The sequence below is a fragment of the Avibacterium volantium genome (genome assembly GCF_900635775.1).
In the GTDB taxonomy this organism is placed as follows: domain Bacteria; phylum Pseudomonadota; class Gammaproteobacteria; order Enterobacterales; family Pasteurellaceae; genus Avibacterium; species Avibacterium volantium.
The window spans coordinates 266,707-291,665 of sequence record NZ_LR134167.1 but is presented as its reverse complement, the minus strand read 5'-3'; the positions used below and the strand labels follow the sequence as shown (position 1 = coordinate 291,665).

The window sequence follows — 24,959 nt, the reverse complement described above, 5'->3', positions numbered from 1 at the left end:
CTTTTTAGAGCATTAGCTTATTGAATTTTAATATTCATCTTATAGCTTGATGTAAGTTTTTTGATGGACTGTGCTTTCGGTTGTAGCACGCGCACTTCGTAGCGCCCTGTTCTTGGTAAAATATATGGCGTGTTTGGTGCGAAATCATCTTCGCCGTAGATAATGGCTTCCGCTGCGCCTTTGGCTCTTAAGTTTACGGTTAAGGTTTGCCCTTCTTTAGCATAAAACGCATAACTGCGGCATTGCCAGCCTTTGATTTTACCGCTGTAATTGGCTGATGATGCGCCTTTTTTAAATTTTACGTTAGTGACTGCGCAGTCTGCCGCATAGCTTGGCACGCTAGCCAACACCGCTGAGCCAACCACTAAGGCAGAAAGAATGTGTTTTACTGATTTCATTATAGTTCTCCAAATTGGATTGTGATTAAGGTGAAAATTAGACCTTTGATTACAACCGAAGTTCAAAAATCTGCTTTTCGGGATTGGCGCGAAAGCCCGCCATTTCTAGCAAGGATTGCTGCTGCGGATCTTGCTCCACCACCAAACGTGTAGATTGTGTGTAACGCACAAATTCTTTGGCTTTGGCAATAAGTGCGGTGTAAATTTCCGTAGAATTTTGTTGTGGCAGCACAAAAATATCCGTCAGTTGCCAATAGCGTTGCAGTTGTAAGGAAGAAAGGCGAGGATAAAGCTGAATAAAACCAAGCGCTTGGTTTTGAGCGTCCACCGCAAGGAAGAAAATGCTTTCACTAAAGCGAATACGGTTGGTGAGAAAGGTTAAGGTGCGGTCAGGATTTTCCGCCATACCTTGTGAAAGTCGATATTGCTCAAAAAGGGGCAGCAATAGCTCTAAATTCCATTGTTCAGCTTTAAAAATTTTCATATTGATGATTTTTTGTGAAATCCATACAGTAGATTGTAGCTTTTTAATGCACAATAATCATCTTTTCACAAAAAATTTTTTCAAATTTGCCTAAAATCAACGGAAGCGCAGAAAAAATTTGATATAGTAATGCGGTTATTTTTTGTTAATTACTATGGAGAAAAATTATGGCACGTCGTCCTTTAGTTATGGGTAACTGGAAGTTAAACGGTAGCAAAGCGTTTACCAAAGAGCTAATCGAAGGCTTAAAAGCAGAATTAGCGGGCGTAAATGGTTGTGATGTGGCAATTGCACCGCCAGTGATGTATTTAGCCGAAGCTGAAGCCGCCCTTGCAGGCAGCCAAATTGCCTTAGGCGCGCAAAATGTTGATGTAAACGTACAAGGTGCGTTCACCGGTGATATTTCAACTGCAATGTTAAAAGATTTTGGTGCGAAATACATCATCATCGGCCATTCTGAACGCCGTACTTACCACAAAGAAAGCGATGAATTTATTGCGAAAAAATTTGCCGCACTGAAAGAAGCAGGTTTAGTGCCAGTGTTATGTATTGGTGAATCAGAAGCTGAAAACGAAGCAGGCAAAACGGAAGAAGTATGCGCTCGCCAAATTGATGCCGTGATCAACGCATTAGGCGTGGAAGCATTCAACGGCGCAGTCATTGCTTATGAGCCAATTTGGGCGATCGGCACAGGCAAATCAGCGACTCCAGCGCAAGCGCAAGCGGTTCACGCCTTTATTCGTGGCCATATCGCAGCAAAATCTCAAGCGGTGGCAGACCAAGTGATCATTCAATACGGTGGTTCAGTCAATGATGCTAACGCCGCAGAATTATTCACCCAGCCAGACATTGATGGCGCATTAGTGGGCGGCGCGTCATTAAAAGCGCCAGCTTTTGCCGTGATCGTTAAAGCGGCCGCAGCAGCGAAAAACTAATTTTAGCTCTATTCCTATAAAATCTGCTCATTATGGGCAGATTTTTTATGCCTAAATTTTAATCCACTTCCTATTTTATTAAATTGTGATCTTCATCACGGCAAGACTATGATATTTATCATAGTCTGCATTGGCTAAATCAGTTATGTTGAAATTTAAGATTAGCAAAATAAATGGAGTTGATGATGAAATATTACGCAGGCGTGGACATTGGCGGCACAAACACAAAAATTGGCATTTTAGACAACCATTTTAATATTCTTGCAGAACAGAGCATTCCGACTTTATCTCAGCAAGGGGCAAGATCCACTTTTTCTCGCATTTGGCAGACCATTTTGGATTTGCTTGCGCAAAATGAACTTTCAGAAGCACAATTAGCTGGCATCGGCTTGGGAATTCCAGGCCCAGTGGTGGATCAAGCGATCGTTAAAATTGCGGCCAATTTTTCTTGGGGCAATGATTTCAATGCCAAGCAATTAATGGAAGAAATTTCTCACAAAAATGTGGTGGTGGAAAACGATGTGCGAGCCATTACCTTGGGTGAACATTTATTCGGCGCTGGGCAAGGCGTGGCGAATCTTATTGTTGTGCCAATTGGCACGGGCATTGCTTCAGGCATTTTACTCAACGGCAAGGTGTTGTCTGGTTCGGGCGGCTGCGCGGGCGAATTTGGCCATATTATGGTGAACGAACAAGGAATGAAATGCGGCTGCGGTTTAACAGGCTGCTTGGAAACTTATACTTCCGCCCCAGGATTAGTGCGGGAAGCCAAAAAACTTCTTAGCGCTCCAGAAACAGATAAACAAAAGTGCGGTGAGTTTTTCCAACGTTTTTCCACGGATTTAGATTCTCTGCAAGCTCATCATATTTTTGAATACGCCAAAAAAGGCGATCATCTCGCGCTGCAAGTGGTAGATAGTTTCGCAAAATATTTGGCTTACGGCTTAGGCGTGCTGATTAATATTTTTAATCCTGAACTTATTGTATTGGCTGGTGGAGTCGCAAAATCCGCCGATTTCATCATCGAAAAAGTACAAAAATTCCTACCGCACTATGCCTTAGGCGTATCCCTACAAAACCTGCAAATTAAACCAAGCCAACTGCTTGATTCCGCTGGCGTAAAAGGCGCTGCAGCGTTAGTGATAAAATAATTGCAAGGCAATAAAAAAGTAGGAAATGGTTTCCTACTTTTTATCTTTCGCGTTTATGTTACTGCTTTACTGAATTTTTTCTTTCACTTTTACATCAGATTTTTGCTGTAGCTTTCCCTCTGCGGAAAAAACAAAATCGCTTGTATATTTGTTGAACGTGTTTTCGGCATAGCCGCCCCATTCGCCCGCAAGCGTACGCTGTCCGCCGCCGTAAACAGGCAAGGTTGCACCATCAATTTCTTTATTGATATATTGATTAAACCACCGGTTTAACTCACGCCGCATTTGGGCGATCTGCTGTTGATAATCTGGGTTATCAATTTGGTTATGGTGTTCATCAGGATCGTTACGCAGATCATAAAATTCATAAGGCCCATCAGGATAGCGATGAATATATTTAAAAGATCGATTGCGGATCATTCGGGTTGGACCATATTCATCAAAGATCACAAGATGATTTTCTTCTCGTGAATCCGCGGGATCTTGTTTTAATAAAGTCGCGAAACTTTTTCCTGGATAACGCACCTGTGCCTGATCTTCATCACTGATATTGAGGTATTCCAACAAGGTATGGCGGAAATCATAATGGCTCAGCAGGTTATCTATTTCACCGGTTGATAAATGATTTTTGTGATAAAGAATAAACGGCACTTTTACCGACGTGTCGAACATATTCACAGGGCTTGTGCCATTCCCTTTACCAAAAATACCGTGATGTCCCATATTCATACCGTTATCACTGGTGAAAATGATTAGCGTGTTTTCTAAAATGCCTTTTTCCTCAAGTGCGGTGATAATTCTTCCAATATTAAAATCCATTGCGGTTAAGGCTGCGAAATATCCCCTTAACACTTCTAATCGTTCTTGTTCATCACCTTCAAAGGTTTCATAAATTTTCCAAGGGTGATAAGGATCGCGTGGACAAGATGCAAATTGACAATCTGCATAAAGATCCAGTATTTCCTGTGGGTGGTTTTTTCGATCCCAAGGGGAATGTGGGGCGGTATAACTTAGATTGAGAAAAAATGGCTGATCGGCATTATGTACTTTCTCAATAAAGTCTAGCCCATAATCGGTGATTTTATCTGTAATGTAGTCGGGTTCTTCAATTAATATACCATCTCGGTACATTGGCGCATTGAAGTAAGGGCCGCCGCCACGCTGATGGGAATACCAATAATCAAAACCACATTGTGGAGTATCTGCCATACCTAAATGCCATTTGCCACTCATTGCACAAAGATAATTATGCTGTTTTAAGCGATCTACAAAAGTTGATTGCCCTTTTAAATAATGTTCTGTAGTCGCACCATTTTCCCATTCTTCCAACCAGTCGTGAATTCCGTGTTGAGAAGGAATCCTGCCGGTAAAAATTGAGGCTCTTGCAGGGGAGCAAACAGGGGAAACACAAAAGAAATGGTTAAATTTTTTACCTTGCTGCGCTAATTTATCAATATTGGGCGTAATCGCCTCTTTATTCCCATAGCAACCAAGCGCCCAATAGCCTAAATCATCGGCAACAATTAAAACGACGTTAGTTTTTTTCATTATTGCCTACTCCTAACATCGTTTTGATATTTTGAAAGCCTTTAAAACCAACAATAAAAATCGTGCAAATATACCAACTTAGCCCGAATAAGATGAGTCCTTTCCAAAAGAGAATGATTAAATCTGTCATATTTCCCCCTTATTTGCGTAACGCATTTTTTAATAATGAACCAACAATCATTGCAATCCAAGCAAAGACAAACGCAGTAATACCAGAATAATAAGGGCCAATTTTTGCCGCAATAGGTTCAAGTGCAGGAATCTGCTGTGCGATTAAGTAAGAAAGTGGCGTTAAAGCACCCACAACGATGGTTGCATAAGCCCCCCAGTTATTGGCTTTTTTGAAATAACAAGCTGAAATTAACAGGGTGGAAACCGCAACGGAATAAATAGTTGCAGTGAGTGTCATATATACCCATAGGTCGCTTTTTAATGGATACCACAACCCATAGAACAGTAAGAAAACCCCAATTAATGCCACTAATACGCGATTGACAGCAATAGATTTACGTTCTGACCATTTATTTTTATGGAAAATAATCAATACGTCATTGTAAATAACACTTGCCCAACCTAATAAATAAGAGGAATTTGTGGACATATCTGCCGCCAACATAGCTGCGACAAGCAAACCAATGATCCCTGTTGGAATCACAATAGAAAGCATTGTTGGCATTGCTTGGATTGGTTTTCCGCCCACACTTTCTAAACTCACAAAAGCTAACGCGGCAACACCCCACATAACAGGGATTAATGAACGTACGATATAAAATAAACTGGTGCGTGTGTACATTTTTTTCGCAACATTCGCATCTTTTGCTGACAACACACGAGAAACCATTGTTTGCCAAGTAAGTACTGTCGCAGTAAGCACTAAAGCAGTGTAAAGCACATATTGCCAACCAAGATTAGGATTAACAAAAGGATTAATACCACCAGCACCATAATTAGAAATTGCAGTATCAAATAACGTATCCCAGCCCACCTGATAGAAAATCGTACAAGTGGTTAGAACCAAGCCAACACTCATTAAAATAAACTGCATATAATCTGTAACCAGAACGGAGAGCATTCCACCTAAAATGGTATATAACGCTACCACAAGCAATAAAATTGTCATCGTGATTTCTAAATATTCTGGTTTAAGCCCAGCCACAGCAACTAAAAATTCACCACCAGTGCGTAAAAAAACGCCCATATTAAGCAAGCCACCAAGCACAATTACCACACCGGCAGCCCAACGAACTTTTTTTCCAAACTTATGTTCAAAAAACTCTGGAATGGTTACCACACCAGCTTTGCGTAAAGGTTCAATACAGAATCCTGTTTTCCCTACGGTGAACATTACAATGGTCATAATTAACCCCACTGTGGCTCCCGCAAAACCGTATTTATAGCCAAGCTGTGCTGCCGCCATACAGGTTATAATGCCAAACTCAGTGGCGGCTAAAGATGCAATCCCAACGTGTAAATCCACATTTCTGCCTGCCACCAAGAAATCATTCACATTCTTTACATATTTCCGCACAATAATACCGACAACAAGGCTTAACAAAATATAAAGCCCGACAATACTGCCATCTACGCTCCAGTTAAACTGCATATTTTCCTCCCAATATTGGTATGAATAAATAGTTACTGACAGTTTAAAGGAGAGCGTTAAAGGCAGATATGACAAAAATCATAAACCCCGCGTGAGCAAGATCACAGATTAAGAAATTGGTAAAAGAAAAAGTGCGGTGTTTTTTCACCGCACTTTTGAAAAGAAGCGTTTATCGTAAAGATTAGTCTTCGCCCCAAACGTCAGCGGCAATTTGCTCAACTAAACGCACTTTCGCCCATTGTTCTTGCTCTGTCATAATATTGCCTTCTTCGGTGGAGGCAAAACCGCATTGTGGACTAAGGCAGAGTTGCTCAAGTGGCACATATTGAGCGGCTTCGGCAATGCGAGCTTTTACTGTGGCAGGGTCTTCTAAGGTTGGAAATTTAGAACTGATTAAGCCAAGTACAACACGTCCTTTATTGCCAGCGAAATATTTTAAGGGCTCAAATCCACCAGAGCGTTCATCATCATATTCAAGGAAATAGCCGTCATATTGTGTTTGACCGAATAGCTCAGGGGCAACAGGATCATAAGCGCCACTTAATAAATAAGTTGAACGGAAGTTGCCACGGCAAACGTGGGTTGTGATGATCATATCTTTGGGTTTATCAGCAAGTACCACTTGAATATTTTCCAAGGCTTGGGCTTTATCTGCGGCAAATTCAGGTTTGTCGTGATTGTTGCACAAAGAGCCCCAATAAACATCATCAAATTGTAAATAACGGCAACCTGCTTGATAAAAGGCTTGAATGGCATCTTTATAGGCTTGTTGTACGTCTTTTGCAAATTCTGCGCGGCTGGCATACACACCGTGATCCCACTGAACGGGGTACATTAACTGGTTTGGGCTTGGAATGGTGTATTTCACAATGCCACGCCCAGCCACAATAGCATTGAGCTTTTTGAAATGCTCAATAAAAGGGTGATTAGGATTCCACGACACTTTGCCACAACAGCGTGTGTTATAAGCTCGGGTTTCAACGCCATTAAATTTATAACCGTGTTCAGGCTCATAGCCTTCAATGCCGTTTAAATTTTCAAGAAAATCAATGTGCCAAAATGAGCGGCGATATTCGCCATCAGTAAGCACTTTTAAACCGGCATCTAACTGTGCTTGGACTAATTTTTCAATTTCTTGATCTTCAATACGGGTTAAGGTGGCACGATCAATTTCGCCAGCGTTGAATTGTTCACGGGCTTGTTTCAGCACCGCACTGCGTAAATAACTGCCCACAGTGTCAGCGTGCAAAGGTAATGTTGATAATGTCATATTCACTCCTTAAATAGTATCATTGTGAAAAATGGCGATGGGTTAGCATCGCCATGGTGTAAAAATGAAAGTGCGGTCTATTTTTTGTTTAAATTTATTTGGTAAACCGCAAAGCCTAGTTCATCTTGCCCAACGTAATCCATTGGATATTGCGCTTTTTCTTTGATGAAGGCTTTTGCTTTGTCGCTTGGGGACGTTTCCACTTGTACTTTCAATGGTTGAGTAGTGGTGATTGGAGCAAGTTTCCAGTTATTATCCGCAGAAGGGATCACTTCGCCTTTTTCTTTGGTGGTTTGGCTGATGTAGTTTGCCAAAATTTGACGATTTTCATCAGGGGAAGCAAAGACGATATGGGCATCACCCGTGCCAGGGAATTTGCCGGAATAAGCGCGATAATTATTGGTCGCAATTAAGAATTGATCGCTATCTTGCACTGGCTTGCCTTGATAGGTGAGATTGACAATACGCGATGCCTTGTCATTAATGAGCTTGCACTCACCGTCATAACGGGCAGGTTGGGTAACATCAATTTCATAGTTTACTCCGTCAATCACATCGAAATTGTAAGTACGGAAACCGTTCCAATTTAACAAGGATTGTGGTTTGTCGCTATTTGGATCGATTTGGTTAAACATTCCCGCACTGCACTCAAGCCATTGTTTGAGTTCTGCGCCGCTAACTTTGACAATCACTAAGGTATTTGGGTAGAGATAGAGATCTGCCGCATTGCGGAAAGTGAGATCGCCTTTATCCACTTCTACATAAGCGCTTGGATCGTTTTTACGTCCACCGACTTTAAATGGCGCAGCGGCACTCAACACTGGAATACCTGCTAGCTCAGGCAGATTTTTCACCACGTTTTCAGCGTAAGCTTGTTGCGCTTGGTTTACGATTTGTACCGTTGGATCATCTTGGAACAAGGCAAGGAAGCTATACATATTGTCAGAGGCTTTTCCAATCGGCTGTGCTACAAAGGCACGAGTGGCTTCGTGGATTGGCGCAAGTAATGCCGCAACTTCAGGGTGATTGCCCACAAGGGCTTTTTTCTTATCGGCATCATAAATCGGACGCAAGGCTGCACGGCCGTCAGTAACAAACCATTTACCATTATGTTGATTTAAGGTGAGATCCACCACGCTGATATTATTTGCCCAATAGCCCGCCATACTTTCTGGCACGCCGTTCATTGTGCCTTTTTCAATATCCGCCCCTTTGCTGTTAGCAAATTCTTTATTTGGGAACAAGCGGTGCGAATGGCCGAAGATTACAGCATCAATGCCTTTTACATCGGCTAAATGGAAAGCGGCATTTTCTTCACCTTCTTTATAAGGTTCATCGGAAGGGCCGGTGTGCGCCAGTGCAACAATAATGTCAGCACCCTGTGCTTTCACAATTGGCACATATTTTTCTGCGGTTTTCTTAATATCGTAGGCTCTCACTTTGCCTTCTAAATTAGCCTTATCCCAAACCATCACTTGTGGTGGTACAAAACCAATATAACCAATTTTGATTTGATGCTTGTTGCCCGCATTATCTGTTACGCTTTTTTCTTGAATAAAATAAGGTTGGAAATAAGGTTGGTCATCGCTGGCTTTCACCACATTGGCGTTGATAATAGGGAAGTCGGCTTGCTTAATGGCACGATCTAAATAATCTAAACCATAGTTGAACTCGTGGTTGCCGATCGTTCCCACATCATAGTGCATTGCATTTAGGGCTAAAATAGACGGATTTGGCTTGCCTTCTTTATCCCCTTTGGCGGCTTGATAATCGGCAATCGGGTTGCCTTGAATTAAATCGCCATTATCCACTAACACCGAGTTTTTCACTTCTTGACGTGCGCTTGCAATCAGGCTTGCTGCACGGGTAAAACCAAATTTATCCGTAGGCGCATCTTTGTAATAATCAAAATCCGTCAAAAAACCGTGAATATCCGTGGTGGCAATAATGCGTAACGCTACCGCAGTATTTTGCTCCGCCGCATTGAGCGATAAGCTGTTTACACTGAATAAACTTAATGCGCCAAGACGCAGGAATTTTCTTCTATCCATATTTTCTCCTTTTAGGTTCTATAAATGATGACAAAGACACGATGATTTTACGTTGTTTTTGTACAGGGCTCTAGTCAATATTTATGATAAAAATCAAGTGCGGTGTTTTTTTATGAAATTTTTTGCAGGTTAATTTTCTTGGCATAATCAATAAGTTAAAAAAGCGAGCAGCAAGACAGCCTTTATTTTTTTCGGAAAAAGCACCGCACTTGCGTTTAGGATTTCTCGCTAGATCAAGTACAATATCAAGACTATCCATAGACAATAGGTTTGCTTATGACATCATTACTGACTTCCGCGTTTATCTATCTCTTTGCCGCCGTGGTGGCTGTGCCAGTTTCCAAACGTTTGGGATTAGGCTCAGTGCTAGGCTATTTGTTGGCAGGGGTGGCGATTGGGCCAATTTTAGGCTTAGTCGGACAGGAAACCGAACGCGTGCAACACGTTGCTGAATTTGGCGTGGTGATGATGTTATTTTTAATCGGTTTAGAGCTTGATCCTAAAATGCTATGGGCGCTACGCACTAAATTGCTCGGCTTGGGGGGCTTGCAGGTCATTCTATCTATTGGCGCGATTGCAGGTGTTGCCCATTTGCTTAATTTTAGCTGGGAAATGAGCATTGCCATTGGCTGTGTGTTGGCAGTATCGTCCACCGCGATTGTGTTGCAAACCTTGGGGGAAAAGCATTTGCTGAATAGTCCCGGGGGGCAAAGCAGTTTTTCCGTGCTGTTATTCCAAGATATTGCCATCATTCCGATTTTAGCGTTCTTGCCAATGCTTGCTTCGCCTGAATTGATTGATAGTCTGCATAGCGCGAAGCAACATTCAGACAATTTATTAGACGGGGTGAATAATTATGTCAAAACCCTGATCACCTTTAGCGTGATTGGTTCGATTATCTTTGGCGGCTATTTTCTCGCGCGTCCGATTTTCCGCTATATTGCCGCATCAAGAACCCGTGAAATTTTCACCGCATTTGCCTTAGCATTGATGATCGGCATTGCAGCGATGATGTCGGCTATCGGCCTTTCGCCAGCCTTAGGCACATTCTTAGCAGGCGTGGTATTGGCAAATAGTGAATATCGCCACGAACTAGAAAGCAATCTTGAACCATTCAAAGGCTTATTGCTTGGTTTGTTTTTCATCACCGTAGGCGCAGATATTAATTTCAGCTTATTATTCAATGACTTCACGGTGATTTTAGGCATCACGCTATTATTTATTCTCATCAAAGCCATTGTCTTATGGGGGCTGGGGTTAATATTCCGTTTGGATCGCCTTAACCGTAATTTATTCGCCCTAAGCCTAGCACCAGCGGGAGAATTTGGTTTTGTGCTACTTTCTTTCAGCCAACAAAATGGCATTCTACCAAGAGAAATCACCGACAAACTCTTGCTTGCCGTGGCCATTTCAATGTTGCTCACGCCTTTCTTATTTATTGCTTACGATAAACTGATCGTACCGCGCGCAAGCCACCAACAACAGCGCGAAAACGACACCATTGAAGATCGAAATGACGTCCTTATTATCGGCCACGGACGTTACGGTCAAATTATCAGCGGAATGTTAATGAGTTGTGGCTACAAGCCTACGGTAATTGACTACGATGCTACCTTGGTGGAAGGCTTATCACGTTTTGGTTTAAAAACCTATTTTGGCGATGGCTCTCGTTCTGACTTGTTGGAAACTGCGGGCATTGCGAAAGCCAAATTATTGGTTATTGCCCTTGATGACAAAGAACAAGCTATACAAATCGCCCACTTCGCACATCACTTTTACCCAAATTTACCGATTATCACCCGTGCTTATGATCGCCGCCATGTTTATGATTTATACCGTGCTGGGGCAAGAAATATTGTGCGAGAAACTTTCGACTCCGCGATCCGCAGCGGCCGTTTAGCCTTAGAACAGCTTGGTATGGACAAAGAAAAAGCCAAACAAATCGCAGAATTTTACTACCACCGCGATCGCCACGGCTTAGCGGAAATGGCAAGTCTTTACGATCCTGAAATTTCCGTATTTAGCAACGAACGAATGATCGCCCGCGCCAAAGAGCTCGAACAAGAAACCAAATCAATGATGCTCACCCTGCTCGCAGGCGGCAAGGTTGATTGGCAACCAGGGGAAGAGAATCGATCGGGGGAGTAAGTTAAAGCCGTCAATATTGCTTGGCGGCTTTATTTATAATAAAAAGGTTAGGGGCTGTAGTAGATTAGCAACAATGCTATACTACAAAAATGAAGATAACATATTGTAAATTAAAGAAATCCATACAGAAAAAACTGCTTGAGTTTTTTGTCGCAGAAGTTACTGCAAGAACAGCAGCAAATTTGCTAGATATTCAACCGAATACAGCCGCTTTGTTCTACCATAAAATCAGGCTTGTGATTGGCTATCATTTATCCCTTGAAGTTAACGAGATTTTTGAGGGGGAAATTGAACTAGACGAAAGCTATTTTGGTGGTCATCGAAAGGGAAAACGAGGACGAGGAGCAGCTGGAAAAGTTGCTGTTTTTGGGTTACTAAAACGACAAGGAAAGGTATTTACTGTTATGGTTGAAAACACCAAGAGTGAAACATTACTCCCTGTTATTAAAAGAAAAATCAAGCCTGATAGCTGGGTTTATACGGACACTTATCGCAGTTATGATGCGCTTGATGTGAGTGAATTTCACCACGAACGAATCAATCATTCCGAGCTATTTGCGGTGAAACAAAATCATATTAATGGCATTGAAAATTTTTGGAATCAGGCGAAGCGGATACTGCGAAAATATAATGGAATTAACCGAAAAAACTTTCCTTTATTCTTGAAGGAATGTGAATTTCGGTTTAACTTTGGGACACCAAAAGAGCAGTTAAAAATATTGCGAAAATGGTGTGAAATTTAGGGCTAATCTACTACAGCCCCTAATTTTAAGGTAGAAGAAAAGAAATTTTTATAAATGTTAAATAAAATTGATCTTTGGCTATGTCATCACGCAAAAAATACTTCTATCCATGGTATTAAGCGATTTGGGATAGAGTTTTTCTTTTTTGGTTTAAAAGAGGCGAGAGCCTGTTTATTTGCAGGGTTATTTTTTATTGCAATGTTTAGTATTCCAAGAGAGGGGGCATTTGGTATTCCTCGTTATGATTTACTTCTCATTTTTGCGATTTTTGTTCAAGCCATAATGCTCTATTTTAGGTTAGAAACTTGGGATGAAGTAAAATCTATCACGCTATTTCATTTAGTTGGTTTTATATTAGAAGTATTTAAAACCTCTAGTCATATCCAATCTTGGTCTTACCCAGATTTTGCTTACACAAAAGTAATGGGTGTGCCTCTTTTCACTGGGTTTATGTATGCCGCAGTGGGGAGTTATATTATTCAAGCATGGCGACTTTTTGATTTACGCATAAAAAGCCATCCTCCTTATTGGTTGGCAACATTATCTGCATTGGCGATTTATTTAAATTTTTTTACTCATCATTATATTGGTGATTATCGTTGGTATCTTGCCGCTTTTGTATTGGGGTTATATGTACGAACCACTGTTCTATTTACCCCTTATGATGTGCCTCGAAAAATGCCATTATTAGTCGCTTTTGGCTTAATTGGTTTTTTCATCTGGTTGGCTGAAAATATTAGTACTTTCGCAGGTATTTGGTTGTATCCACATCAAATAGGGGCTTGGTCTATGGTTCATATTAGTAAGTGGAGTGCTTGGGCATTATTAGTTATTATGACATTTACTATTGTGACAAATTTAAAACATATTAAGTATACAATTAGGGTTTCGAGAGATTAAAATTAAATAGTCATTTCTTCATTTGAATTAGACATTTCATTGCGCAGAATACCATTTTGGTAGCTTGTCATTTATTTGTTTGCCTTTCAAAGAAAAGGGAAAAATGCTATATTGCAGATGACTTTTTTATGAGATTTTTTCTTTACAAATATGGCAGATTATTACGAAATTACTTTAGCTTTATCAGGGGTATGTCAAGCAACGAAATTGGTTCAACAATTCGCTCATAATGGCGATGCTGACTCACAAGCCTTCAAACATAGTTTACAAAGCCTTTTGCAAACAGCACCAGAAAATGTGCTTGCCGTGTATGGCGGTGATGCACGAAATTTAAAGTTAGGTTTAGAAACCTTAATGGAACAGCTCAATGGTAGAGATGCAGAGCTAACGCGCTACTGGGTGAGCTTGCTGGCGTTGGAGGGCAAGCTGAGTAAATCGCCAAAAGCAAAGGCGGAATTGGCACAACGCATCGCCTATTTGCCTTCACAGCTCAATTTTTATGATTTACTTGATGAGCAGATGATAAGCAATCTTGCCAGCATTTATGTGGACGTCATCAGCCCGCTCGGTAGCCGTATTCAGGTGCTTGGCGCGCCAGATTATTTGCAACAACAAGGCATTCAGCACCGTATTCGCGCAAGTCTATTGGCAGGCATTCGCTCGGCGGTGCTATGGCGTCAAGTGGGCGGCAAAAAATACCAGTTTCTTTTTTCCCGTGGCAAAATCGCCACAACGGCACAACAAATTTACTCAACCCTTTAGGAGTTCTTTCTTATGGAATTAAACGCACTTACCGCGATTTCCCCGATTGATGGTCGTTATCAAGACAAAACAACGGCTTTGCGTGCTATTTTTAGCGAATTTGGTTTGCTCAAATTCCGTGTTACGGTCGAAGTTTGTTGGCTACAAAAATTGGCGGCGACTGCACAAATTCAAGAAGTGCCTTCTTTGTCGCAAAAAGCAAACGATTACCTTGATGAAATTGTGGCGAATTTCAGTTTAGCGGACGCGCAGCGTATCAAAGAAATTGAAAAAACCACCAACCACGATGTGAAAGCGGTGGAATATTTTTTGAAAGAAAAAACCACAGCTCTTGAAGAATTAGCCGCAGTGAGTGAGTTTATCCATTTTGCTTGTACTTCTGAAGATATTAACAACCTTTCCCACGCCTTAATGCTGAAAACAGCGCGCGAAGAAGTGATTTTGCCTGAATGGCAGAAATTGATTGCTGAAATTGAGCGCCTAGCGCACGAATACAAAGCGATCCCATTACTTTCTCGCACCCACGGACAGCCTGCTTCTCCGTCCACCGTTGGGAAAGAAATGGCGAATGTGGTATATCGCTTAAAACGTCAGTTCAAACAACTGCAAGAGATTGAAATTCTTGGCAAAATCAACGGTGCAGTAGGAAACTACAATGCCCATTTATCCGCCTATCCTGATGTAGATTGGCATCAATTTAGCGAAGAATTTGTTACTTCGCTCGGCATTAAATGGAACCCTTACACTACGCAAATTGAGCCGCACGATTACATTGCCGAATTGTTTGATAACGTTGCGCGTTTCAACACCATTATTATTGATTTTGATCGCGATTTATGGGGCTATATTGCCTTAAATCACTTCAAACAACGTACTATTGCTGGGGAAATTGGCTCATCAACAATGCCACACAAAGTGAACCCAATTGATTTTGAAAACTCAGAAGGCAATTTGGGCATTGCAAACGCAGTAATGGGGCATTTAGGAGCGAAATTACCAATTTCTCGCTGGCAGCGTGATTTAACGGATTCCACCGTATTGCGTAATTTGGGCGTGGGCTTGGGCTATTGTTTAATCGCCTATGCTGCCACCAGAAAAGGCATTAGCAAACTTGAAGTGAACGAGCAGCATTTGCGTGATGAACTCAACCAAAACTGGGAAGTGCTGGCTGAGCCAATTCAAACCGTAATGCGCCGTTATGGCATTGAAAAGCCATACGAAAAATTGAAAGAACTGACGCGCGGAAAACGCGTTGATGAGCAAGCAATGCGTGAGTTCATTGAGAAGTTAGCCATTCCAGCGCACGAAAAACAGCGCTTACAACAACTCACCCCTGCCACTTATATTGGCGCAGCAGTGGAGTTAGTGGAAAAACTTTAATGGGCTAAAAATAAGTGCGGTGAAAAATCTCGACATTTTTCACCGCACTTTTGTTTTGCCCTTATGGCATTTCCGTTCGCAATTCTTTTGCAAGATAAATTTTGCCTATGATACACTGCGCTTTTTCATTCTTTTATCTATTGTATTTATGCTATTAGCTCAATCTTCCGCCACTGCGCCTTTCGCAAAATCTGTTCTAGCTTGGTACGATCAATTTGGACGTAAGCATTTGCCTTGGCAGCAAAATAAAACCCTTTATGGCGTTTGGCTGTCCGAGGTAATGTTACAACAAACTCAAGTTGCCACGGTGATTCCTTATTTTGAACGCTTTATGCAACGGTTTCCTACCATCATTGATCTTGCCGATGCGCCCCTTGATGAAGTGCTGCATTTGTGGACGGGCTTGGGCTATTACGCACGGGCAAGAAATCTGCACCAATCAGCACAAATTATTCGCGATCAGTATCAGGGCAATTTCCCCACTGAATTTGAACAAGTACAGGCGTTAAAAGGCATTGGTCGAAGCACGGCGGGGGCAATCTTATCTTCTTGCTTAAATGCCCCTTATCCTATTTTAGATGGCAATGTGAAACGTGTGCTGTCCCGTTATTTTACGGTTGAAGGCTGGGCTGGTGAGAAAAAAGTGGAAAATCAACTTTGGCAGTTAAGTACAGAAGTTACGCCAACACAGCGTGTGGCAGATTTTAATCAAGCGATGATGGATATTGGTGCGATGGTGTGTACACGCACGAAACCGAAATGTGCCCTTTGTCCCTTATCTGCAAAGTGCGGTGCAAATTTGCAACAAAATTGGCAAGATTATCCTGCGAAGAAACCAAAGAAAACCTTACCCGAGCGACAAAGTTATTTCTTAATTTGGCAGCAACAAGGTAAAGTGGCCTTAGAACAGCGTGAAAATGCGGGCTTATGGGGCGGTTTGTATTGTTTTCCACAATTTGACAGCAAGCAGGATTTACTGGCTTATTTGGCTCGTCAAAACGTGGATTTTTATCAGGAATGGCCAGCTTTTCGCCATACCTTTAGCCATTTTCACTTAATGATTCACCCGATTTATGTGAAACAGGAATATCACGGCGAGGACGCTAATCGCTCAGATTGGAAAAAGGTGGGTGAAAATCACGGCAAGTATGAATCTTCTATACAAAGTGCGGTCAAATATTGGTATGATCCGCAAAATCCTGATCAAATCGGGCTGGCAATGCCAGTCAAAAATCTTTTATTACAGTTAGCAAAAGGAAAAGAATAATGGCAAGAACGGTATTTTGTGCCTATTTAAAACAAGAGGCGGACGGGCTAGATTTTCAACTTTACCCAGGCGAATTAGGCAAACGTATTTTTGATAATATCAGCAAACAGGCTTGGGGCGAGTGGATGAAAAAACAAACAATGCTCGTTAATGAGAAAAAATTAAATATGATGAATGCCGAACATCGCCAATTATTAGAGCAAGAAATGGTGAATTTCTTATTTGAAGGTAAAGATGTCCATATTGAAGGCTATGTTCCGCCAGCGGAAAAAGAATGATGAAGAAATATGTTGTTGCTTTAATTATTCCTTTTTTGTTTGCTTGTAGTGGATCAAGCCATAAAGGAATAAATTATGATGAAGCCTTTGCGAAAGATACGCAGGGGTTAGATATTTTGACGGGGCAATTTTCCCATAATATCGATCAAATTTGGGGTGTGAATGAGCTGTTGGTGGCAAGCCGTAAAGACTATGTGAAATACACCGATAGTTATTACACTCGTAGCCACGTGAGCTTTGATGAAGGGGTTATCACGGTTGAAACACAGCAAGATTTGAACCGCCTGCATAATGCTATCGTGCATACGTTATTAATGGGATCAGATGCGAAAGGCATTGATTTATTTGCCTCTGGTGATGTGCCGATAAGTTCTCGTCCTTTCTTAGTAGGGCAAGTGGTGGATAATGCGGGGCAGCAAATTACCAACGAGTTTATCGCGGGCAATTTTGCCGATTATCTGGTGCAAAATAAATTGCAAACACGCCGCTTGAGTAACGGCAGAATGGTGCAGTTTGTGGTGATCCCAATGATTGCTAATCACGTTGCCGTGCGTGCGCAAAAATACCTACCAATGGTGCGCCGCGCCGCTAGATGCTACAACCTTGATGAAAGTTTGATTTTAGGCATTATGCAAACGGAATCTAGCTTTAACCCTTATGCGATTAGCTATGCTAATGCCATTGGCTTAATGCAAGTGGTACCGCATACGGCAGGGCGAGATGTGTTCCAAATGAAAGGGCGTGGTGGTCAGCCGTCAAAAAGCTATTTGTTTGACCCTGAAAAAAATATTGATGCAGGCGCATCGTATTTATGGCTATTACAAAATAAATATTTAGATGGCATTACTAACCCAACGTCTAAGCGTTTTGCGATGATTTCTGCGTATAACAGCGGGGCAGGTGCGGTGTTGCGCGTGTTCCACGAAGATAAAGATATGGCGATTGAACAAATCAACCGCTTATATCCTGAGCAAGTGTACCGAATTTTGACCACGGCACACCCATCTTCACAAGCAAGAAATTATTTAATTAAGGTGGATAAGGCTCAAAAAAGTTATCGCGTTAGACGGTAAAAATTAGAAGTAGCTTTGGTTTTTTATGCGATTTTTGCCGTATTTCTATGCGTTTCGCTTGTTAAATATTCAAACAAACAAAAAAACGTAAAAAAGTTAAAATTAATGATTGACTTAACGCGGTAAAAATCGTTTAATACGCACCACTGATGCGTTGCCTCGATAGCTCAGTCGGTAGAGCAGGGGATTGAAAATCCCCGTGTCGGTGGTTCGATTCCGCCTCGAGGCACCACTATTCCTCCTTAGTTCAGTCGGTAGAACGGTGGACTGTTAATCCATATGTCGCTGGTTCAAGTCCAGCAGGAGGAGCCAAATTCCTAAGAGTCGCTAATGAAAATTAGCGGCTTTTTTCATATCTCATACTATTTCTTTTTTTATTCTTTTTTTACTAAAAAATTAACCAAATTCGCACCGCACTTTATTTTTTATCCCGTGCTTTTCATCATTACATATTTGTGTCAAACTGAAACGCAAAAGAACGTGTAGCTTAGCAGGATAGAGCAGTCCCCTCCTAAGGGACAGGTCGGCGGTTCGACTCCGCCCACGTTCGCCATTCTATTGTTCTTTTACGTTCGCCAATGTTCAAAATTTATAGAAAATGTAACAAAAACAAGAGCTTGCTGTTCGTGTTTGTTCGTTTGTGTTTTTCTTTGTTTGCTTGCATCCGTGCTTTTTAGATCCCTGTTTAGATCCCTCACCTTAAAGGGATTTTTACGAGGGATCTAAAAGGTTAATTATCCTTTATTTTTCATAAGGTTATGAGATATGAGCAAAATTGTTAAACCTTTAACCAATACTACCCTTCAAAATCTAAAGCCTATGGCGAAAGAATACATTAAATCTGATGGGCAGGGGCTTTACATTAGAGTAAAGCCTAATGGCGCTAAGATTTGGTATTTCGCCTATAAATACTTTAAGAAGCATAAGAAAGTTAGTTTAGGGGCATTCCCTGATTTATCTTTGGCAAAAGCTAGAGAAATTGCGCAGGAATATCGTACGCTACTTGTGCAGAATATTGATCCGCTAGGTTATAAAAATGCACAATTTGAGCGCTTGGAGAATGATATGATGACTTTAAGGGAGTTGGCGATTAAATGGCGAGATCGGCGATTGCAACAAGGAAAGGTAAAAGAGCAAACCATTAAAGAGGCTTTTCGGCGGCTTGAAGTTTATATATTCCCCGTTGTTGGAGAGATGAACATTAAAGAAGTGAGCTTAAAATCTATTTTTTCTGCACTTAGTCCGCTTAAGCATTCTAATACACTTTATAAAATTAATGTTTCTTTAAATCAGATATTTCAACTTGCGGAAGATGAGGAATTAATTATTAAAAATCCATTAAGGGGAATTCATAATGAATTTAATTACATTCAGGCGGTGCATCAGCCAACAATTCCCCCAAGCGAATTACCTTATTTATTTAAAGTATTGCAAAATGCGAATATTCAGCGCCCCACTGCACTTTTAATAGAATGGCAGCTATTAACAATGTTGCGTTCTGCGGAAGCGGTACGGGTTGAATGGTCAGAAATTGATTTTAAAAATAAAGTGCTACATATTCCTGCTGAAAAAATGAAAGGAGGAAAACGGCCGCATAGCGTTCCTTTATCTACTCAAGCCTTATATATTTTAGAGCAAATGCGGCGATATAATGGAAATAGGAAATATGTATTCTCAACCTACACCGCACCTTATACTAATCATATGAGTACACAGGCGGCAAATGTGGCGCTAAAGCGAATGGGATTTAAAGGGCTTTTAGTCGCCCACGGTTTGCGCTCTATTGCTAGTACCTATCTTCACGATCTTGATGTATTTTCTTCTGAAGCTATTGAACTATGTCTTTCACACGAAAATAAAGGCAAGGTTCGGGCAGCTTATGATAAATCGAAAAAGTGGAAATCAAGAATTGAGATTATGCAAACGTGGGGGGATTATGTGGAGAAATGTAAAATAGAAGCCATTAAAGCCTAATTTTTAGCCCCTATTTATTGGGGCTAGTTTCTTTTTGTAATGCAGCAAGCATTTTAGCCTTATCTTCTGGCGAAAATTGGCTTATAAGTGTGTTAATAAAAACGTCTTTATCTAGTAGGCTTGGTCTTGTGGTATGGCTAAATTCTAAATTCATTACAAAACGATGCAAGCATTCTGGATTATTGCAAGAACAATAAAGACGGCTAAAGCCTTGAAGTGGTCTTTCTGTTCTTGTAATTGTTGCTCGGCTTTTGCAAGCTGTGCAATAAATTTTAAAGGCTCTTGGCATTGTTCAATCTCTTAACTGTAAAAAATTCTTGGCATATCTCTCACGTAAAATCAAAAATTCCCTTTAATTTCAATTAATTAACTGTTTAATGTTCTATTTAGTGCTTTTTCTTAACTGAAATTCACTGAAATTAACTGTAATTTTTTCAGTTAAGGAAATGGAAAAAATTGAGTACATTTCCTTTATTTTCAATAAATTACATAAAAATCATACTGAAAATTAACTGAAAAAATGGCAATTTTTGACACAAAAAACGCGGGTGGGAGAGTGGATTTTTCGTGCCGTATGACGTGACGTAGGATTTTACCCGCACAATGGAAACTTTCTAGCTATTTTAATTAATTTGTTCATCTTGTTATTGTGATAATTAATATCACAAGGCAAATTCATTTAATCCCTCTATTAAATCCTCTAATATTTATCTATGTAATTAAGTGCTATAGCATTTATAGCCGTTCAAATTATAGGAGTATAAATGAAAGAGAAAAAAGAACGCTTTATTTCACTAGATGAAGTTATTACAAGAACAAGCCTTAGCAAATCTACCATTTATAACTATATGCGCGGGGGGAAATTCCCTAAAAGTATTATGATTGCAAGTAATCGTGTTGTATGGTTAGAAAGTGAAGTGGATAGCTGGATTGAAGAAAAGTTAAGAAGAAGAGCTAAATAAATAGCCCTAGATAAATTTTATTACCTAGGGCTATGTGCTCACGAAAACAAAAAACGAGATATAGTTTAATATAGTTATTTTCTTGAAGTATAAGAATATTTCAAGAACCCTTGTTTAATCTAAAGTTTTAAATTAAACGCAAATATTATACCAACAAAAAAGGAAAAATAAAATGTCTGAAACAACTGAAAAAACTGAAACAAAAAGAAAATCTCCTGCTATTCTAATTGCATTAAATGGCAAACCCATTCTTATGCATAATTTAAGTATCACTGGTACTTTTAGACGAGAAGAAGCGGATATGAGTGGCCGTAAATCTAGCACAAAAAAAGCAGATAAAGGGATAAAGGCGAAAGAACTCCACGTTAAAGGAATGATTCCATATAGAGAGGAAAAATGGCTAACTGATCTAATTAATTTAGCTGAAGGCACTGATGGAACAGGTGGACAAATTAAATATAGAGTTTCATCAAGAACTGCGCAAGCAATGAACATTAGAGAAGTAAAATTCAGCGGTGAGGTTGATATTGTAGAACAAGATGACTTTATGGCTTGGAATGTAAGTTTTATTTTAAAAGAAGCTAATAGTGTTAGCGAGAAAAAAGAAAAACGCAAACCAAAACCAAAGAAAATAGTACAAAAAGAAAATCACCCTAAAGCACAGCCTACACAGGCTAAACCAAATAAAGCTGAAGAAAAAATTGATGGCACAGAAAAAGATCCTAGCCTTTCAGGCCGTTTAAATCAAGGCGATTTTAAAGGAGCAGCCAAAAAAGGATTAGAGAAAATATCTTCTATTTTCTCAAGTGATAAAAGCCAACCATCCCCAGAAAAATAATACTACGGAGAAAAAACTATGCTAAATACCATAACCCAAAACGAAACCTTTATTCAGAAAAAAGCAGAATACGAAGAGGCGCTAGAAGCATTAAAAAAAGCGAATGATGAAATCGCAAAGAAACAAGAAATTATTAATCGCAATAATGCAATTATTCAAGCATTGCAAGCTGAAAATATTGATCTTGAAAAGAAATTAGATGGCTCATTAGACGTAGAAAGCACAAATCTAGACTTTGCTGAATTTGACAAACTTTCAGATCAACTTAATTCAAATACAAGAAAAATCACCTTATTAGAAAAACTGAATAAGGAAACAGAAAATAAAATTGAAATTTTCAAACTTGAAGAATACAGCGAAGCAGCTTCAGCAGCGCAATCCATATATAATCAGTTAAATAGGTATGCTTTTGAGCTTACACAGGAACTTATTAAAGATGAAGAATTTATCAAAAAACTAAACTTCCTATGCGGTCTTTATGTAGAATGTTTAGATATGAGAGAGATAAACACACTAAAACAAATCCATATCACTGTAGAACAAGGATTTTTAAAATATTTTGGCAAAAAGGTGGCACCATTTATTAAGAATCCCGAAAAACCCCCTTTAGGAATAGATAAGCCTAAAATTCTATATCAGACTCTAGGCACAGGCTTCTTTGCCCGCCGCCGCTTGCAAGAACTCAAAGAAAAACAATAATTCACGCCATTAAGCCGCCTTGTGCGGCTTTTCTCTCTTTACTCATTCCAATTTACACCGCCTAGCACGATATAGCACTTCACAACTGTAATAATAAACAGTATAATTATGGAAATAAAACCATAGTCAAGAGAGGGTAGAAATGACACAGCAAAAAATAAATTTACCGCCTAGGAAATGGTATAGTTTGCAACAAGGTGCAGATAAATTAAGCCAAGAAACAAATCAAATAATAACAAGTGGGGATTTGTTACATTATGCAAATCAGGGGCTATTAGAACTTTCTGTAAGAATTGATTTTGAAAATATTAACAATAAAGAATTCAAATTAAATATTCACAATTCAAATCTAAATAATGTATTAGACGATTTATATAATATAGATATTCATTGCTGGCAAGGATACAAAGGTAAAACCGACTTTTTAAAAACAGAAAGATTCAAGGCGATATTAAGGGATGAATTCGATTTTGAAAAGTTTTTTGAGCAAATGAAAGAAGATTGTTTAATTTCTGAAGATGGTTTAAGTGATTCAGAAGAAGTCTTCTCCAAAGTTAATGAAATTCCTACTTATGATGGGCTGGTAAATAATGAATATAACGTTGATATCAGAACTAACATTGAAAAATTAAACGGTTTTTTTGCAATTGATTTTAATGATTTTGAAGAAATACTTATTGATGAGCAAGATCCAATAATAAACCTTGAAGCGGTAACTTTTCGCCCCTCAAGGGCTGATAATATAGAAAATGGATTCGGTTTTGTGGTTGATGGGAGAAATTTCAATAATAAGCAGCTCATAACCCTAAATAAAGATTCTATCTTCATCGTCCCAGAAGAATTAGAATTATTTATTAAAGGTGGGAAACCAATTAGAAACCTAAATAGCTTTGAGAATTTTATTGAAGAATGGAAAAATCCTACAAGAATAATAAACCCCACTTTAATTAGAAAAGAAAACGTTTTATTAGATACAGGCACGGTAAAAATATTTGAACTAAATGAAGTCCCTTATTATTTGCAAGCTGAAGCACAGAATGAGGAATTTGAAGAAATTCAATCTAATAAAAACAAAGGAGGGCGACCAAGTAAAAATAAAGACAAGATAATAGAACTTGCAAGAAAAATATTTGAACGTTATCCAAGTAGAAATAGAGATAGAATTGCTGAAGCCGTTGTTGAGCTTATAAATAACAAGAACTATCTGAAAGAAAATTTTGAGATATCGCTTGTTACTGTAAGAAAATATCTAAAGGAAAATAATATAGGAAAATATAGAGGAAAATCGAATCCAATTAGAAATCTTGAACAATTTCTATAAACCTTTCAATTATCTAAACCTAGTTTAGAATATTCTAAACTAGGTTTTTTTATATTCAATATTTCCATTTCTTCCTACCATTCCCCCCGCAAACAAAAAAAGCAGTTTTCGGCTTTGGCGAGCGTAGAAAAAACACTTTTTTGATTTTTTGACACTAACCACAGATAGGAGAAAAACAATGGATTTTTTAACCGCACTTCACCAATACAGAAAAAACAAGGCAAAGCAGTTTAATGCTGAAGATCAGTACAATAAAGACGCTTTCTCGCTAGAGAAATACGAAGTTCAAGCAATGCTTGAAAAAATTACCCAGCGTTCTGATTTCCTCAAAGCAATTAACGCAATCCCCGTTCATAACGAGCAAGGGCGGAAAATTTTCGGGCCTCTCAAGCCCAATATCACAGGGCGACAATACCTAGAACGCCATATCATTGAACAATCTGATCACGAAGACGGCTATCAAGTGTATGAAACAGATAGCGGCATTACATTGAAATGGGGAATGGTAGATGTTTTCAACCTTTACCCAGAAAAATTTGATCAGTTGATTGATGAATTTGTTTTAGACCAAATCGCGGCCAATATTATGCAAATCGGCTGGGCGGGTAAAAGCGTTGCGCAAAATACGGCAGCCGTTGATCTTTCTGACGTAAATAAAGGCTGGCTAGCTTTGCTTGCCGAGCAAAAGCCTGAAAATGTGAAAGCCACGGGCAAAAACGGCAAACTAAAAATCTTTGGTGAAAATGCTGATTATGCCAATTTAGATGCCTTAGCCATTGCCCTAAGAAATCAATTAGATGAACACCACAGAAACCGCAACGATCTTGTCTTTTTAGTCGGGGCTGGGTTATTGGCACGGGAAGAGCAGCCGATCACCAGCGCAACCCCAGCAGAGCAGGATAAAGCAGGTTTGCAAAATCACTATATCACTAACCAATTCGGCGGAATGAAAACCCTCATCCCGCCACAATTTCCACTTTATGGCGCAGTAGTCACGACATTACAGAATTTAAGCCTTTACACGCATAACCGCAGCGGGCGCTATTCAATCCGACAAGATGACGAAAGAAAGCGGGAAGTTGTGAGCTATTGGCGCTTTGAATGCTATGTAGTTGAAGATTTGGGCTTAATGGCGGCCATAGATCCCGCAATGGTGATTTTAGGCTAATTTTCG

At 39.8% G+C, this 24,959-nt stretch carries 24 protein-coding genes and 3 tRNA genes; 19 read left to right on the top strand and 8 right to left on the bottom strand.

Annotated features, from left to right (window positions below; all coding sequences use genetic code 11):
* Nucleotides 1–17: 17 nt before the first annotated feature.
* Both ELZ61_RS01465 and ELZ61_RS01460 read right to left on the bottom strand, forming a co-directional pair.
* A complete protein-coding gene (locus ELZ61_RS01465; protein ID WP_103854368.1) occupies nucleotides 18–398 on the bottom strand; it encodes a hypothetical protein in 381 nt (126 codons plus the stop codon).
* A 49-nt stretch (nucleotides 399–447) separates the two neighbouring features.
* A complete protein-coding gene (locus tag ELZ61_RS01460) occupies nucleotides 448–882 on the bottom strand; it encodes a GNAT family N-acetyltransferase (RefSeq protein ID WP_115248774.1) in 435 nt (144 codons plus the stop codon).
* A 167-nt stretch (nucleotides 883–1,049) separates the two neighbouring features.
* Here ELZ61_RS01460 and tpiA point away from each other — a divergent pair, with 167 nt between their 5' ends.
* Entirely contained in the window at nucleotides 1,050–1,817 is a 768-nt protein-coding gene (tpiA, locus tag ELZ61_RS01455; protein WP_017805179.1) for a triose-phosphate isomerase, read from the top strand.
* Nucleotides 1,818–1,999: 182 nt separating this feature from the next.
* A complete protein-coding gene (locus tag ELZ61_RS01450) occupies nucleotides 2,000–2,968 on the top strand; it encodes an ROK family protein (RefSeq protein ID WP_241969715.1) in 969 nt (322 codons plus the stop codon).
* A gap of 66 nt (nucleotides 2,969–3,034) precedes the next feature.
* Here ELZ61_RS01450 and ELZ61_RS01445 read toward each other — a convergent pair whose 3' ends face one another.
* The 5 genes from ELZ61_RS01445 to cpdB all read right to left on the bottom strand — a co-directional run bounded on the left by ELZ61_RS01445 (nucleotide 3,035) and on the right by cpdB (nucleotide 9,440).
* Nucleotides 3,035–4,516: a sulfatase family protein gene (locus tag ELZ61_RS01445; protein ID WP_197717464.1), complete on the bottom strand. Its 1,482-nt coding sequence runs from the start codon at nucleotides 4,514–4,516 to the stop codon at nucleotides 3,035–3,037.
* Entirely contained in the window at nucleotides 4,503–4,646 is a 144-nt protein-coding gene (locus tag ELZ61_RS10650) for a hypothetical protein (RefSeq protein ID WP_017806322.1), read from the bottom strand. Before ELZ61_RS10650 ends, ELZ61_RS01445 begins: the two co-directional genes overlap by 14 nt.
* A gap of 9 nt (nucleotides 4,647–4,655) precedes the next feature.
* Nucleotides 4,656–6,119, bottom strand: coding sequence for a sodium:solute symporter family protein (locus ELZ61_RS01440; protein ID WP_126370934.1), 1,464 nt, complete (start codon nucleotides 6,117–6,119; stop codon nucleotides 4,656–4,658).
* 181 nt (nucleotides 6,120–6,300) lie between these two features.
* Entirely contained in the window at nucleotides 6,301–7,389 is a 1,089-nt protein-coding gene (locus ELZ61_RS01435; protein ID WP_126370932.1) for a 5-methyltetrahydropteroyltriglutamate--homocysteine S-methyltransferase, read from the bottom strand.
* Between the two features lie 77 nt (nucleotides 7,390–7,466).
* A complete protein-coding gene (cpdB, locus tag ELZ61_RS01430; protein ID WP_126370930.1) occupies nucleotides 7,467–9,440 on the bottom strand; it encodes a 2',3'-cyclic-nucleotide 2'-phosphodiesterase in 1,974 nt (657 codons plus the stop codon).
* 276 nt (nucleotides 9,441–9,716) lie between these two features.
* On the opposite strand from cpdB, the gene ELZ61_RS01425 reads away from it, so the two are divergent.
* From ELZ61_RS01425 to ELZ61_RS01370, 12 genes are all read left to right on the top strand, one after another.
* Nucleotides 9,717–11,588: a monovalent cation:proton antiporter-2 (CPA2) family protein gene (locus ELZ61_RS01425; protein WP_126370928.1), complete on the top strand. Its 1,872-nt coding sequence runs from the start codon at nucleotides 9,717–9,719 to the stop codon at nucleotides 11,586–11,588.
* An 89-nt stretch (nucleotides 11,589–11,677) separates the two neighbouring features.
* Nucleotides 11,678–12,331, top strand: a complete 654-nt coding sequence (locus tag ELZ61_RS01420) for an IS1595 family transposase (protein ID WP_039153406.1) — start codon at nucleotides 11,678–11,680, stop codon at nucleotides 12,329–12,331.
* 54 nt (nucleotides 12,332–12,385) lie between these two features.
* Nucleotides 12,386–13,231 carry a DUF817 domain-containing protein gene (locus ELZ61_RS01415; RefSeq protein WP_126370925.1) on the top strand — a complete coding sequence of 282 codons (846 nt, stop codon included), beginning with the start codon at nucleotides 12,386–12,388 and terminating at the stop codon, nucleotides 13,229–13,231.
* A gap of 150 nt (nucleotides 13,232–13,381) precedes the next feature.
* A complete protein-coding gene (gene hflD / locus ELZ61_RS01410) occupies nucleotides 13,382–13,993 on the top strand; it encodes a high frequency lysogenization protein HflD (protein WP_126370923.1) in 612 nt (203 codons plus the stop codon).
* A 12-nt stretch (nucleotides 13,994–14,005) separates the two neighbouring features.
* Nucleotides 14,006–15,373, top strand: coding sequence for an adenylosuccinate lyase (purB, locus tag ELZ61_RS01405; RefSeq protein WP_126370920.1), 1,368 nt, complete (start codon nucleotides 14,006–14,008; stop codon nucleotides 15,371–15,373).
* Nucleotides 15,374–15,521: 148 nt separating this feature from the next.
* Nucleotides 15,522–16,640 (top strand): A/G-specific adenine glycosylase, encoded by a 1,119-nt coding sequence (mutY, locus tag ELZ61_RS01400; RefSeq protein WP_126370918.1) that lies wholly within the window; start codon nucleotides 15,522–15,524, stop codon nucleotides 16,638–16,640.
* Complete coding sequence (locus ELZ61_RS01395) at nucleotides 16,640–16,918, top strand: oxidative damage protection protein (protein WP_126370916.1); 279 nt, start codon at nucleotides 16,640–16,642, stop codon at nucleotides 16,916–16,918. Before mutY ends, ELZ61_RS01395 begins: the two co-directional genes overlap by 1 nt.
* Complete coding sequence (gene mltC, locus ELZ61_RS01390; RefSeq protein WP_126373532.1) at nucleotides 16,918–17,991, top strand: membrane-bound lytic murein transglycosylase MltC; 1,074 nt, start codon at nucleotides 16,918–16,920, stop codon at nucleotides 17,989–17,991. The genes ELZ61_RS01395 and mltC overlap by 1 nt, the downstream gene beginning before the upstream one ends.
* 156 nt (nucleotides 17,992–18,147) lie before the next feature.
* Nucleotides 18,148–18,223: transfer RNA gene (locus tag ELZ61_RS01385), tRNA-Phe, on the top strand.
* A gap of 4 nt (nucleotides 18,224–18,227) precedes the next feature.
* A tRNA-Asn gene (locus ELZ61_RS01380) sits at nucleotides 18,228–18,303 on the top strand.
* A gap of 164 nt (nucleotides 18,304–18,467) precedes the next feature.
* A tRNA-Arg gene (locus ELZ61_RS01375) sits at nucleotides 18,468–18,544 on the top strand.
* Nucleotides 18,545–18,756: 212 nt separating this feature from the next.
* Nucleotides 18,757–19,965 (top strand): tyrosine-type recombinase/integrase, encoded by a 1,209-nt coding sequence (locus ELZ61_RS01370; protein ID WP_103854383.1) that lies wholly within the window; start codon nucleotides 18,757–18,759, stop codon nucleotides 19,963–19,965.
* A gap of 10 nt (nucleotides 19,966–19,975) precedes the next feature.
* Here ELZ61_RS01370 and ELZ61_RS01365 read toward each other — a convergent pair whose 3' ends face one another.
* Nucleotides 19,976–20,254: an ogr/Delta-like zinc finger family protein gene (locus tag ELZ61_RS01365; protein WP_126370914.1), complete on the bottom strand. Its 279-nt coding sequence runs from the start codon at nucleotides 20,252–20,254 to the stop codon at nucleotides 19,976–19,978.
* A gap of 475 nt (nucleotides 20,255–20,729) precedes the next feature.
* Here ELZ61_RS01365 and ELZ61_RS01360 point away from each other — a divergent pair, with 475 nt between their 5' ends.
* From ELZ61_RS01360 to ELZ61_RS01340, 5 genes are all read left to right on the top strand, one after another.
* Nucleotides 20,730–20,927: a helix-turn-helix transcriptional regulator gene (locus tag ELZ61_RS01360; protein ID WP_126370912.1), complete on the top strand. Its 198-nt coding sequence runs from the start codon at nucleotides 20,730–20,732 to the stop codon at nucleotides 20,925–20,927.
* A 172-nt stretch (nucleotides 20,928–21,099) separates the two neighbouring features.
* Entirely contained in the window at nucleotides 21,100–21,765 is a 666-nt protein-coding gene (locus ELZ61_RS01355) for a baseplate complex protein (RefSeq protein ID WP_126370910.1), read from the top strand.
* A gap of 18 nt (nucleotides 21,766–21,783) precedes the next feature.
* Complete coding sequence (locus tag ELZ61_RS01350) at nucleotides 21,784–22,464, top strand: hypothetical protein (RefSeq protein ID WP_126370907.1); 681 nt, start codon at nucleotides 21,784–21,786, stop codon at nucleotides 22,462–22,464.
* A gap of 142 nt (nucleotides 22,465–22,606) precedes the next feature.
* Nucleotides 22,607–23,785, top strand: a complete 1,179-nt coding sequence (locus tag ELZ61_RS01345; protein WP_126370904.1) for a hypothetical protein — start codon at nucleotides 22,607–22,609, stop codon at nucleotides 23,783–23,785.
* Between the two features lie 178 nt (nucleotides 23,786–23,963).
* On the top strand, nucleotides 23,964–24,953 hold the full coding sequence (locus ELZ61_RS01340) for a phage major capsid protein, P2 family (RefSeq protein WP_126370901.1): 990 nt from the start codon (nucleotides 23,964–23,966) through the stop codon (nucleotides 24,951–24,953).
* Nucleotides 24,954–24,959: the final 6 nt, after the last annotated feature.